Below are 11,598 nucleotides of genomic sequence, written 5' to 3'. Positions count from 1 at the left end.
TTTGTTTCGGGCCAATCAATCCTGAACTATTAGCGCGCGGCCCCTTGTTTGTCCCTTTCAATATCGTGTCGTACACCAAGGGGTACGCGCGCCAATGGCACAGGCATGATTGGCCCGAAACAAATGTGGGAGCGGGCTTGCCCCGCGAAGCGCCGCGCGGGCGGCGCTCGATCTCACAGGCCATAAACCTCTTGAGGCGAGCACCCGAAATATTGACCCGCAAGTCCGGTTCCACCGCCCGACAGGCGCGGCGTAGAGCAGGTGCCGAAAGCCGCGGAATTAGGCTAGAATGCACGGCCTCTAAGCACACCCCTTCCTGAGGCTGTCCCGACGATGTTGATCCTGCGCGGCGCTCCTGCCCTTTCTGCCTTTCGCCACGGTAAATTACTCGAGCAACTGAGCCAGAAAGTCCCCGCTGTTACTGGTTTGTATGCCGAATTCGCCCACTTCGCCGATGTCGACGGCGAGCTGACCGCCGACCAGCAGCAGGTGCTGGGCCGTCTGCTCAAGTACGGCCCGAGCGTGCCGGTACAGGAGCCGACCGGCCGCCTGTTCCTGGTCGTGCCGCGCCTGGGCACCATCTCGCCCTGGGCCAGCAAGGCCAGCGACATCGCCCACAACTGCGGCCTGCAGTCGATCCAGCGCCTTGAGCGCGGCATCGCCTACTACGTCGCCGGCAACCTGAGCGAAGCCGATGCACAGGCCGTCGCCGCCGAACTGCACGACCGCATGACCCAGCGCGTGCTGGCCCAGCTGGAGCAGGCATCCGACCTGTTCAGCCACGCCCAGCCCAAGCCGATGACCTCGGTCGACATCCTCGCCGGTGGCCGCGACGCCCTGGCCAAGGCCAACGTCGACTTGGGCCTGGCCCTGGCTGAAGACGAGATCGACTACCTGGTCGCCGCTTTCCAGAACCTTGCGCGCAACCCGAACGACATCGAACTGATGATGTTCGCCCAGGCCAACTCCGAGCACTGCCGCCACAAGATCTTCAACGCCAGTTGGGACATCGACGGCCAGGCTCAGGAAAAGAGCCTGTTCGGCATGATCAAGAACACCTACCAGATGCACAGCGAAGGCGTGCTGTCTGCTTACAAGGACAACGCCTCGGTGATCGTCGGCAACGTTGCCGGCCGTTTCTTCCCGAACCCTGAAACCCGCCAGTACGGCGCGGTGCAGGAGCCGGTGCACATCCTGATGAAGGTCGAGACGCACAACCACCCGACCGCCATCGCGCCGTTCTCCGGTGCTTCCACCGGCTCCGGCGGCGAAATCCGCGACGAAGGCGCCACCGGCCGTGGCGCCAAGCCCAAGGCTGGCCTGACCGGCTTTACCGTGTCCAACCTGCGCATCCCGGGCTTCGAACAGCCATGGGAGCAGGCGTACGGCAAGCCTGAGCGCATCGTCGACGCCCTCGACATCATGGTCGAAGGCCCACTGGGTGGCGCCGCGTTCAACAACGAATTCGGTCGCCCGGCGCTGACCGGCTACTTCCGTACTTTCGAGCAGGCGATCAACACCCCGCACGGCGAAGAAGTGCGCGGCTACCACAAGCCGATCATGCTCGCCGGCGGCATGGGCAACATCCGTGAAGACCACGTGCAGAAGGGCGAGATCACCGTCGGCGCCAAGCTGATCGTGCTCGGCGGCCCGGCCATGCTGATCGGCCTGGGTGGCGGTGCGGCTTCGTCGGTCGCCACCGGTGCCAGCTCTGCCGACCTGGACTTCGCTTCGGTACAGCGCGAAAACCCGGAAATGGAGCGCCGTTGCCAAGAGGTCATCGACCGCTGCTGGCAGCTGGGTGACAAGAACCCGATCGCCTTCATTCACGACGTTGGCGCCGGCGGTATCTCCAACGCCTTCCCTGAGCTGGTCAACGACGGTGGCCGCGGTGGCCGCTTCGAACTGCGCAATGTGCCCAACGATGAGCCGGGCATGGCCCCGCACGAAATCTGGAGCAACGAATCGCAAGAGCGTTACGTGCTGGCTGTCAGCGCGGTCGACTTCGAGCGTTTCCAAGCCATCTGTGAACGTGAGCGCTGCCCGTTCGCCGTTGTGGGTGAGGCGACTGAAGAACCGCACCTGACCGTGACCGACAGCCACTTCGACAACACCCCGGTGGACATGCCGCTGGACGTGCTGCTGGGCAAGCCGCCGCGCATGCACCGTTCGGTCACCCGTGAAGCCGAACTTGGCGATGAATTCGACCCAAGCACCCTGTCGCTGGCCGATTCGGTCGAGCGCGTGCTGCACCACCCTGCGGTGGCCAGCAAGAGCTTCCTGATCACCATCGGCGACCGCACCATCACTGGCCTGGTGGCCCGTGACCAAATGGTCGGCCCATGGCAGGTGCCGGTGGCCGACTGCGCCGTTACCGCCACCAGCTTCGACGTCTACACCGGTGAAGCCATGGCCATGGGTGAGCGCACCCCGCTGGCCCTTCTCGACGCCCCGGCGTCCGGCCGCATGGCCATCGGCGAAACCCTGACCAACCTCGCCGCCTCGCGGATCGAGAAGCTGTCCGACATCAAACTGTCGGCCAACTGGATGTCCGCCGCCGGCCACCCCGGTGAAGACGCCCGCCTGTACGACACCGTCAAGGCTGTCGGCATGGAGCTGTGCCCTGAGCTGGGTATCACCATTCCGGTCGGCAAAGACTCGATGTCGATGAAGACCAAGTGGAGCGAAGAGGGCGTCGAGAAGAGCGTGACCTCGCCGATGTCGCTGATCATCACCGGCTTCGCCCCGGTCAGCGACATCCGCATGACCCTGACCCCGCAACTGCGCATGGACAAGGGCGAAACCGACCTGATCCTGATCGACCTGGGCCGCGGCAAGAACCGCATGGGCGCCTCGATCCTGGCGCAGACCCACGGCAAGTTGGCCAGTGCCGCACCGGACGTCGACGATGCCGAAGACCTCAAGGCCTTCTTCGCCGTGATCCAGGGCCTCAACGCCGACGGCCACCTGCTGGCCTACCACGACCGTTCCGATGGTGGCCTGATGACCACCGTGCTGGAAATGGCCTTCGCCGGCCACTGCGGCTTCGACCTGGAGCTGGACACCCTGACCAGCAAAGCGGAAAAAGTCGCCGCCATCCTCTTCAACGAAGAGCTGGGTGCGGTCATCCAGGTTCGCCAGGATGCCACCCCAGACGTACTGGCCCAGTTCAGCGCCGCTGGCCTGGGTGAAGACTGCGTCGCGGTGATCGGCCGGCCGACCAACAACAGCGAAGTGGTCGTGCGCCTGAACAGTGAAGAACTGTTCAAGGGCGACCGTCGCCTGCTGCAACGCCAGTGGGCCGAGACCAGCTACCAGGTTCAGCGCCTGCGTGACAACGCCGAATGCGCCGACCAGGAATTCGACGCGCTGCTCGAAGAAGACAACCCGGGCCTGTCGGTCAAGCTGGGCTACGACGTCAACGACGACATCGCTGCCCCGTACATCAAGAAAGGCGTGCGCCCGCAAGTGGCGATCCTGCGTGAGCAGGGCGTCAACGGCCAGGTCGAGATGGCTGCTGCCTTCGACCGCGCCGGCTTCGCCGCCATTGACGTGCACATGAGCGACATCCTGGCTGGTCGTGTTGACTTCGAAGCCTTCAAAGGCCTCGTTGCTTGCGGCGGCTTCTCGTACGGCGACGTGCTGGGTGCCGGTGAGGGCTGGGCCAAGTCGGCGCTGTTCAACGCCCGTGCCCGCGATGCCTTCCAGGCCTTCTTCGAGCGTACCGACAGCTTCGCCCTGGGCGTGTGCAACGGTTGCCAGATGATGTCCAACCTGCACGAGCTGATCCCGGGCACCGAGTTCTGGCCGCACTTCGTGCGTAACCGTTCCGAGCAGTTCGAAGCCCGTGTGGCCATGGTCGAGGTGCAGAAGTCCAACTCGATCTTCCTGCAGGGCATGGCCGGTTCGCGCATGCCGATCGCCATCGCCCACGGCGAAGGCCATGCCGAGTTCGCCAACGAAGCGGCACTGCTGGAAGCCGACGTGTCCGGTTGCGTGGCCCTGCGCTACGTCGACAACCACGGCAAGGTCACCGAAACCTACCCGGCCAACCCGAACGGCTCGCCGCGTGGTATCACCGGCCTCACCAGCCGTGACGGCCGCGTGACCATCATGATGCCGCACCCGGAGCGTATGTTCCGCGCTGTGCAGAACTCCTGGCGCCCGGATGAGTGGCAGGAAGATGCTGCGCTGATGCGTATGTTCCGCAACGCGCGCGTCTGGGTGAACTAAGGCGTGTACAAGCTCGCCTTCTTCGTCCCGGCCAGCCATGTCGAGGTGGTCAAGGCTGCCGTATTCGCCGCCGGTGGCGGGCGAATCGGTGACTATGACCACTGCGCCTGGCAAACCCTGGGCCAAGGCCAGTTTCGCCCGTTGGACGGCAGCCAGCCGTTTCTTGGGCAAGCCGGCCAGGTCGAGGTGGTCGAGGAATGGAAGGTAGAGCTGGTGGTGGCTGACGACCTGATCGCTCAGGTCGTTGCCGCGCTCAAGCAGAGCCACCCGTACGAGACGCCAGCCTATGAAGTCTGGCCACTGGCCGACTTCTAGAGCGCATCAAGGCTTTTCGCGGGCAAGCCCGCTCCCACAGGGATATCACCGGTACTGAAGCTTGTGATATCCCTGTGGGAGCGGGCTTGCCCGCGAAGAGGCCCTATAATCCCGCCACAACTTCATTGCCAGGCTCAGGCCGCTTCAACCCGCTACACGCCAACAACCCCACCTCGAACAGCACCCACATTGGCACCGCCAGCATCGTCTGCGAAAACACGTCCGGCGGCGTCAGAATCATCCCCACCACAAAGCACCCGACGATCACGTAGGGCCGGCTACGGCGCAGGGTCGCCACATCCGCCAACCCCACCCAGACCACGATGAACGTCGCCACCGGGATCTCAAACGCCAGCCCGAATGCCAGGAACAGCGCCATGATGAAGTCCAGGTACTGGCTGATGTCGGTCATCATCGCCACCCCATCGGGCGTGACGCTGGCGAAAAAGCCGAACATCATCGGGAACACCAGAAAGAACGCGAACGCCATGCCGGCATAGAACAGCAGAATGCTCGACACCAGCAGCGGCAGGGCAATGCGCCGTTCCCGGCGGTACAGCCCCGGCGCCAGAAACCCCCAGGCCTGGTGCAACAACAGCGGCATGGCGACGAACAGCGCGCACATCGCGGTCAGCTTGAAGGGGGTCAGAAACGGTGAGGTGACACTGGTCGCGATCATGCTGGCGCCCTCTGGCAGGAAGCGGCGCAGTGGCTCCGAGATCAGTGTGTAGAGGGTCTGGGCGAAGGGGAACAGGCCGGCGAACACCAACGCGACCAGCCCCAGGCAACGCACCAGGCGCTTGCGCAGTTCGCGCAGGTGCTCGGTCAGCGGCATGCCTGCCGCAGGGTCCATGGCAAGGCTCATGAGGCATTCTCCCTGGGTGCAGCGACGGTTGCAGGGTCATTGGCCGGTGGTGCGGCAAGGCTGATGCCCTGGCGCATTTCCTGTTCCAGGCGCTGCAGGGGCGCGCTGTCGAAGTTGGGCAACTCGATCTCGCGCTCCATCTGTGCGCGCAGGCCCTGCATGGCCCTGCGCGCCTGGCCCAGGCCACGCCCAAGCGTGCGTGCCGCAACCGGCAGCCGCTCGGGGCCCAGCACCAGCAGTGCGACGATGCCGACCAGCAGCAACTCGCTGAAGCCTACCTCGAACATCAGGCCTGACGGTCCGCTTGCGGCTGGGGCGTTGCCTGGCCGGTCAACGGCGCCTGTTGCTGCACCTGGGCGGTGCCGGGCGGGGTGACGTCGTTGTCACCGCCCATGGACTTGCGAAACCCCTGGATCGCCTCGCCTACATCGCTGCCCAGGCCCTTGAGGCGCTTGGTGCCAAACAGCAGGAATACGATCATCAGTACGATCACCAGTTGCCAGATTCCAATGCCACCCATTGCGACTACTCCTGTAAGGCCATGAAAAGGAAGGGCAATCCTGCCTCGTGCAGATGACGTGAACATGACGGAACGCACCCTTGCCATCTACCTGCAACAACCGGCGTGTTGACTGGCGCTTTTACTGGCCATGAGAGGCGGGTGCAGATGGGTGGTAAACGACAGCACGGCGCGGCCCTGCTGATGGTGATGCTGGTGTTGGCGATGCTCGCCGCCGGTATGGCCTGGCTGGTGGAAGATGGCCGGCGCCAGGTTGATGAAGTGCGCTTGTTGCACCAGCGGGTGCAGGTCAGGGCCATGGAACAGGCCGGCTTGGCCTATGCTGAGCAGGCGCTGCGCGATCCGGCCTGGCGGCTGAGCCCGTTGTTCTGGCAGGCCTTGCGCGGGCAACCGCTGAACTACGATTTTGGCGCAGGCCAGGCGCAACTGCGGGTGCGCGACCAGCACACGTGCTTCAACGTCAACGCATTGCTCGGTGCCGACGGTGAGCGCGCCGAGCGCCAGTTGCGCCGCTTGCTGGGCGACGACATGGCGGCAGAACGCTTGGTCGATGCCTTGGCCGATTGGCTCGACAATGACAGCGATACGCGCCTGCAAGGGGCCGAAAGTGCCCAGTACCTGCGCCAGCAACCCGCGCGCCTGGCGGCCAACCAACCGATGCTCGACACCAGCGAGCTGAACTTGCTGCTGGAGCCAGATGCCACGCGCCAGGGCCGCTACCCGATGCTGTGCGCTTTGCCGCAAACCACTGGCTGGCGTTTGAACGCCAATGCCTTGGGCCTGGAGCATCTGCCCATGCTCGAAGCCTTGTACGAGGGGCGCTACCCACGCGCGCTGCTCAGCCGCATCATCAGTGGCCGGCCGGCGTCGGGGTATGTGGATGCCGCTGCGCTGCGCAAGGCGTTGGGGGCGGTGGATGACGAGACGTTCGAACGGTTGAGCGAAGGGTTGCTGCTCAACAGTGGGCATTTTCTGTTGCAGCTGTCGTTCGAGGAAGAGGGGCGGGTGATGCGCAGCGCGTTTCAGGTCGAGGCGCTGGGGGTGGTGCAGTGGCATGCACGGGTGCCGGCGCAGCAGGTGCGGGTGAGGAGTCGTGAGCCCATGCTCTGGTAAACCATGCCGGCCTCTTCGCGGGGCAAGCCCGCTCCCACAGAGACTTCACTGCCCTTGAAACCAGTGTGGTAACTGTGGGCACAGGTACCACACTGTCCTTGAGACTGGCGGGTTTGCCTGTGGGAGCGGGCTTGCCCCGCGAAGAGGCCGGTACAGCCAGCACAAGGCTGACTGACCGGCTTGCGATCAGACCGTCCCGATCTCCCCGCCATCATCACGCTGAATCACCACCGTCGAAGCCCGCGGCCTTACCGTAGCCCCAGCCGGGGTCGCATCGGTCGCTTTGTCGGTATACGGCCAATTCTCCGGGTGCTGGATGTTGACGAACATCGACTTGTTGTCCGGGCTGAAGGCAATCCCCGTCACTTCGCAACCGTTCGGCCCGACAAAAAAGCGCCGCAAGTCCACCTGGTTCTGCGCGTTGACCGGCACCTGCTTGCCCGTGGCATCTACCAGGTCAGTGGGGATTACCGCCAACAACTGGTCATTGGTGTAGTCGGTCAGCGTGGTTTCACCGTTGTCGGTCTCGAACCACAACACGCCACGGCTATCGAAGCTCATGCCGTCAGGGCTGGCGAACTGGTTCAGTTCGGTCAGGCCAGAGCGGTTGATGTCGGCGGTACCGGCGGCATTGGCGCCAAACACGAAGATGTCCCAGGTGAAGCTCAACTGGTCGTCACTGTCGTGCCAGCGAATGATGTGGCCGTGGCGGTTCGGGCCACGCGGGTTGGCCGCGTCGACTTTCTCTGGCGTACGCGCGCTGTTGTTGGTCAGGGTCAGGTAGACATCGCCATTGAGCGGGTTGACTGTGGTCCATTCTGGGCGGTCCATCGGGGTCGCGCCCACGGCATCGCCAGCACCCCGGGTGTTGAGGATGATGCCCGGCAGGTCACCGTACAGCGCGCCAAGGGTGCTGCCGGCGGTGGTGGGGGTGGCGACGTCGAGCAACAGCCACACGCCGGTGCCGTCGGCATTGAAGCGGGCCACGTAGAGCTTGCCTTGGTCCATGTACTTGGCACCGGTGGCCAGGCGGTCGGCCGGGCTGGCGTCAGCGGCGTCCCACACGGCCGTGGAGACGAACTTGTACAGGTACTCGTTGTTCGAGTCGTCGCCCATGTACCAGACCAGCGGCTTGCCGGCCACCGGCAGGCCTGGGCAGCACCCTTCGTGGCGGAAGCGGCCCAGCGCGGTGCGCTTGGTGGCCAGGGTGGCGTTGTTGTACGGGTCGATCTCGACGATGTAGCCATAGGTGCTGGCTTCGTTGCGGTAGTCGTCGGTGGCGCTGGCGCCTTTGACCGTTACGTCGAAACGGGCGAATTCGTCATTCACCTCGGTGCTGTCACCGGCGGCGCTTTCCCATTTGTACTGGCCGCTGGAGGTGCCTACGCCGATACGGCGCTGGTCTTCAGGGCGGGTGCCTTTGTTGACGAAGATGCCCGGCCAGTTCTCTTCGCAGGTCAGGTAGGTGCCCCACGGGGTGTAGCCGTTGCCGCAGTTGTTGTTGGTGCCGCGGCAGTGGGTGCCGCCGGTGGAGTACTTGGTTTTGACGTGGTCGGTGCCGCGCAGCGGGCCGGTGATCTCCATGCGCGAGGCGGTGGTGAAGCGGCGGTTCAGCGGGTCGTTGTCGACCACCTGCCAGCGCCCGCTGACTTTCTGCAGGCGCACCACGCCGGCGCCGTGGGCGTTGATCTCTTTGCGGATTTCTTCGGCCGGGCGCTTGCCGTTGACGTCAGTGGTCGGGCCGGCCGGGTGCAGGGCTGCCGCGTCGATGTATTCGAAGTTGATGGCCAGCAAGCCGTCTTCGGAGCTGCCATTGATCGGGAAGAAGTGCATGCCGTCATGGTGCATGCCCATGGCATTGGCCTGGTCGGTCGAGGTGTTGCTGCCATCGGACTTCCACGGGTTGCCATTGCTGTTCAGCGGTGTGCCCCACGGCGCCAGCACATAGGCGCTGTAGCCTGCCGCGACGACACAGGCATCGGTGCGCGAGCCTGGGATGGACTGGAAGCCCAGTGCCAGTTTCGGGACTTCCGGTTCGGTTACCGGTGGCTCGGTCACCGGTGGTTCGGTGACAGGATCATCGTGATCGGAACCGCCATCACCGTCGAAGCAGCCTGTCAGGCCGGTCCCGGCGATCATGGCGATGGCGGCGCCCAGGCTGCCGCGCATGATGCTGCGGCGGCTCAGGTAGGCGTCCATGACGCTGGCCATCGGCAGATTGCCGCTGTGGTTCCGGTCCAGGTTGTCGCCGGTATCTCGACTCATCAGGGTGTCCTTATGTTGGCTGAGTTAGAGGAAACCGCGACTTTAGAGCGCAAGTATGATGATTCCTTGGCAGAAATATGAACGCGCGCTTAAAACTACTCGTTCTTACTTTTGGCCCTGACAGATCAATTCGGAATTGCTGTCTGATTTCTGCCATCAAACTGTCATGCGAACGCCGCAACATCCGGAGCCCAACGTGAACTTGGTTAAGGATGGCGGGCTCGATGGTAAGCAGTGTGAACAGGCGCGAAGTGATCAGCTGGATGGGCGTCGGTGCCTTGGCACCCTTGCTCGGCGCCTGTTCCGCCTTGCCAGGCCAACGTGGTGGCAATGCCAACCTGGATTTGCTGTATGTCGCCGACACCCTCGATGCCCGCCAGCCTGGCTTGGCCGTTGTCCCGGCAACGCGCCTGGGGCCGGTCAGCCACCTGGGGCGTGCGCCGTGGATGACCGGTGCCAGTGCCAGCATCGCCTTCCCGCACTTGGCCCCCTTGCTGGATGCCAGCCAGGCCGCGCACGCCAACCTCGGTGGTTACGCCGTGCTGGCCGCATTGCTGGAGCAGTTGCGTGGCGAGGCCGGGGCGGGCAACAGCCTGACCCTGGAAAACGGCCAAGGCTGGAACGGCAGCGGCCTGGCCTACCTGACCCAGGGTGAAAGCGGCGTGCAGGGCAGCCAATTGCTGGGCAGCGACGCTCGCGTCAGCAGTGACGAGCGTGTGCTCTGGCCGCAGCGCAGCACGGCGCTGTACCGCCAGGCCGCTGCCATTACGTTGGGCGCGGGGCTGGCCGACGAACAACGCGAAACCCTGGGGCTTGAAGCACTGCAGCTGTTTGAGCGCGGCGGTGCGCGCATTGCCGTGGTCGGCGTGACCGACCCTTACGCCCAGGACCAGAAAGCCTCCCTCAAACAGTGGTACCAGTCTTTGCTGCCGGTGTTCGAGCAGGCCCGGCGCGAAGCCGACCTGGTCGTGGCCATGGCCGATGTCGGCACCGGGCCTGGGCTGTGGCTGGCTGAACGGCTGCCGGCAATCGACGTGTTGCTCTGTGCGCGTGGCCAGGACCTGTGGCCGACGCCCGTGCAGGCCACCCAGGCCAACGGCCGCCGCGTACCGGTGCTGTTTGCCGGGTGCCGGGGCAGCGGGGCGTTTCGCTTGCGTTGCCAACAGGTGGCCGGGCAATGGCAGTTCGAGGGGCGTTTCTTCCCAGCGTTCGAACAGCAGCTTTCCCCGGCTGCGCAGGTGCGCGCCGGGCACTTTCAGGCACAACTGAACCAACAGCGCGCCGGCCACGCGGCGTGGCTCGATCAACCGCTGGCCAAGGCACCCCAGGCCTTGTGGCGGCGTGACACCCGCGGCGGCAGCTGGGACCGCCTGCTGCACCAGGCCCTGGCCGATGACAACAATTTGCCTGTGCTGCTGCCGGGCCTGCGTTATGACTGCCCATTGGCCTCAGGTGCAGCGATCACCCGCGAGCACCTGATCAGCCTGACCGGCGGCTACCCGGCCCCGGTGGTCGAGGCCCCGGCCAGGCAGGTGGAGCAAGTGCTGGAAAATGCCGCGGAACAGTTGTTCGGCGACCCGCTGCTGCTGGACAACAGCCAAGACCTGCCCCGCTGGCAAGGCCAGGCCTGGGGTGTCAGCTACAGCCCGCAAGGCAAGCGCATCACCGGCCTGGAACCGGTCCAGGGGCTGTGCCGCACCTTTGGCCTGCAGTTCGCGTCGCAGGCCGGCGAGCCACTTTGGCAGCGGGTAGAAGCCTGGCTGACGCGGCAAGGCGCCGACTGGCAACTGGCGCCGCTGCAGGTGCCCGAGGTGCGCTATGTGCAGGGGCACCCGGGCTGGCATCCACGGCAGTTGGCTTCGTGAGCCTTGGCGCGCGGCTGCTCACCGGTGGCTGCCTGACGTTGGCCGGTTGGCTGGCGGCGCAGTGCGTGCTGCAACTGGGCCGCCAGCCACAACCGGCCAGCCCCGTCCAGGCGGCTGCAGCCCAGTTGCCTGGGTTGATGGTCGGCCATTGGCAGGCGCCGGTCGATGACGGCGCGATCGTTATTACCCGTTTGCCACTGCATTACCTGGGTGGCCTCAAGGCCCAGCCGTTGTCGGCCAGCGTGGTGGTGCTGCGCTACGGCCAGCAGGTGCGCACACTGGCCCGCGGCCAGCGCCTGGCGCCAGGGATCGTGCTGCAGGACATCGACACCGATGGCCTGATTTTCAACAACCAGGGGCGGCGCGAACGCCTGCCCTGGCCGCCACGCCCCGCCGTGACCGGCTTCAAGCGGCAAGGATGA

Annotated in this window: 9 protein-coding genes; 5 read left to right on the top strand and 4 right to left on the bottom strand. The window is 65.0% G+C overall.

Annotated features, from left to right (window positions below; translation table 11 throughout):
• The first annotated feature begins 333 nt into the window (after positions 1–333).
• Positions 334–4,233 (top strand): phosphoribosylformylglycinamidine synthase, encoded by a 3,900-nt coding sequence (purL, locus tag GIB19_RS05960; protein ID WP_274884256.1) that lies wholly within the window; start codon positions 334–336, stop codon positions 4,231–4,233.
• A 3-nt stretch (positions 4,234–4,236) separates the two neighbouring features.
• Positions 4,237–4,548 (top strand): NGG1p interacting factor NIF3, encoded by a 312-nt coding sequence (locus GIB19_RS05955; protein WP_099428439.1) that lies wholly within the window; start codon positions 4,237–4,239, stop codon positions 4,546–4,548.
• A 103-nt stretch (positions 4,549–4,651) separates the two neighbouring features.
• Here the strand turns inward: GIB19_RS05955 and tatC are convergent, their stop codons facing one another.
• The 3 genes from tatC to tatA are packed head-to-tail and all read right to left on the bottom strand — an operon-like array spanning position 4,652 to position 5,933.
• Entirely contained in the window at positions 4,652–5,413 is a 762-nt protein-coding gene (tatC, locus tag GIB19_RS05950) for a twin-arginine translocase subunit TatC (protein ID WP_027595690.1), read from the bottom strand.
• The gene (gene tatB / locus GIB19_RS05945) at positions 5,410–5,700 is read right to left on the bottom strand and encodes a Sec-independent protein translocase protein TatB (protein ID WP_186675777.1); all 291 of its coding nucleotides are present in this window, start codon (positions 5,698–5,700) and stop codon (positions 5,410–5,412) included. The genes tatC and tatB overlap by 4 nt, the downstream gene beginning before the upstream one ends.
• On the bottom strand, positions 5,700–5,933 hold the full coding sequence (gene tatA / locus GIB19_RS05940; RefSeq protein ID WP_099428441.1) for a twin-arginine translocase TatA/TatE family subunit: 234 nt from the start codon (positions 5,931–5,933) through the stop codon (positions 5,700–5,702). Before tatA ends, tatB begins: the two co-directional genes overlap by 1 nt.
• A gap of 147 nt (positions 5,934–6,080) precedes the next feature.
• Here tatA and gspK point away from each other — a divergent pair, with 147 nt between their 5' ends.
• Positions 6,081–7,046 (top strand): type II secretion system minor pseudopilin GspK, encoded by a 966-nt coding sequence (gene gspK, locus GIB19_RS05935; protein ID WP_274884251.1) that lies wholly within the window; start codon positions 6,081–6,083, stop codon positions 7,044–7,046.
• A gap of 186 nt (positions 7,047–7,232) precedes the next feature.
• Here the strand turns inward: gspK and GIB19_RS05930 are convergent, their stop codons facing one another.
• On the bottom strand, positions 7,233–9,311 hold the full coding sequence (locus GIB19_RS05930) for a PhoX family protein (protein WP_274884250.1): 2,079 nt from the start codon (positions 9,309–9,311) through the stop codon (positions 7,233–7,235).
• A 224-nt stretch (positions 9,312–9,535) separates the two neighbouring features.
• Between GIB19_RS05930 and GIB19_RS05925 the strand changes: the two genes are divergently transcribed.
• Both GIB19_RS05925 and GIB19_RS05920 read left to right on the top strand, forming a co-directional pair.
• Complete coding sequence (locus GIB19_RS05925) at positions 9,536–11,176, top strand: lipoprotein UxpA (protein ID WP_274884249.1); 1,641 nt, start codon at positions 9,536–9,538, stop codon at positions 11,174–11,176.
• Positions 11,173–11,598 carry a pilus assembly protein PilZ gene (locus tag GIB19_RS05920; protein ID WP_274884246.1) on the top strand — a complete coding sequence of 142 codons (426 nt, stop codon included), beginning with the start codon at positions 11,173–11,175 and terminating at the stop codon, positions 11,596–11,598. The genes GIB19_RS05925 and GIB19_RS05920 overlap by 4 nt, the downstream gene beginning before the upstream one ends.

The sequence above is a fragment of the Pseudomonas sp. ITEM 17296 genome (genome assembly GCF_028895205.1).
Classification (GTDB): Bacteria; Pseudomonadota; Gammaproteobacteria; order Pseudomonadales; family Pseudomonadaceae; genus Aquipseudomonas; species Aquipseudomonas kermanshahensis.
Note: the sequence above shows the minus strand (reverse complement) of the source record. Positions and strands in the feature narration are given on the sequence as shown.

Excerpts from the sequence above, each read along its gene's own strand:
- gspK (WP_274884251.1), top strand. The coding sequence starts at position 6,081 with ATGGGTGGTAAACGACAGCACGGCGCGGCCCTGCTGATGGTGATGCTG.
- tatA (WP_099428441.1), bottom strand. The coding sequence starts at position 5,933 with ATGGGTGGCATTGGAATCTGGCAACTGGTGATCGTACTGATGATCGTA.
- GIB19_RS05925 (WP_274884249.1), top strand. The coding sequence starts at position 9,536 with ATGGTAAGCAGTGTGAACAGGCGCGAAGTGATCAGCTGGATGGGCGTC.
- GIB19_RS05930 (WP_274884250.1), bottom strand. The coding sequence starts at position 9,311 with ATGAGTCGAGATACCGGCGACAACCTGGACCGGAACCACAGCGGCAAT.
- purL (WP_274884256.1), top strand. The coding sequence starts at position 334 with ATGTTGATCCTGCGCGGCGCTCCTGCCCTTTCTGCCTTTCGCCACGGT.
- tatC (WP_027595690.1), bottom strand. The coding sequence starts at position 5,413 with ATGAGCCTTGCCATGGACCCTGCGGCAGGCATGCCGCTGACCGAGCAC.
- tatB (WP_186675777.1), bottom strand. The coding sequence starts at position 5,700 with ATGTTCGAGGTAGGCTTCAGCGAGTTGCTGCTGGTCGGCATCGTCGCA.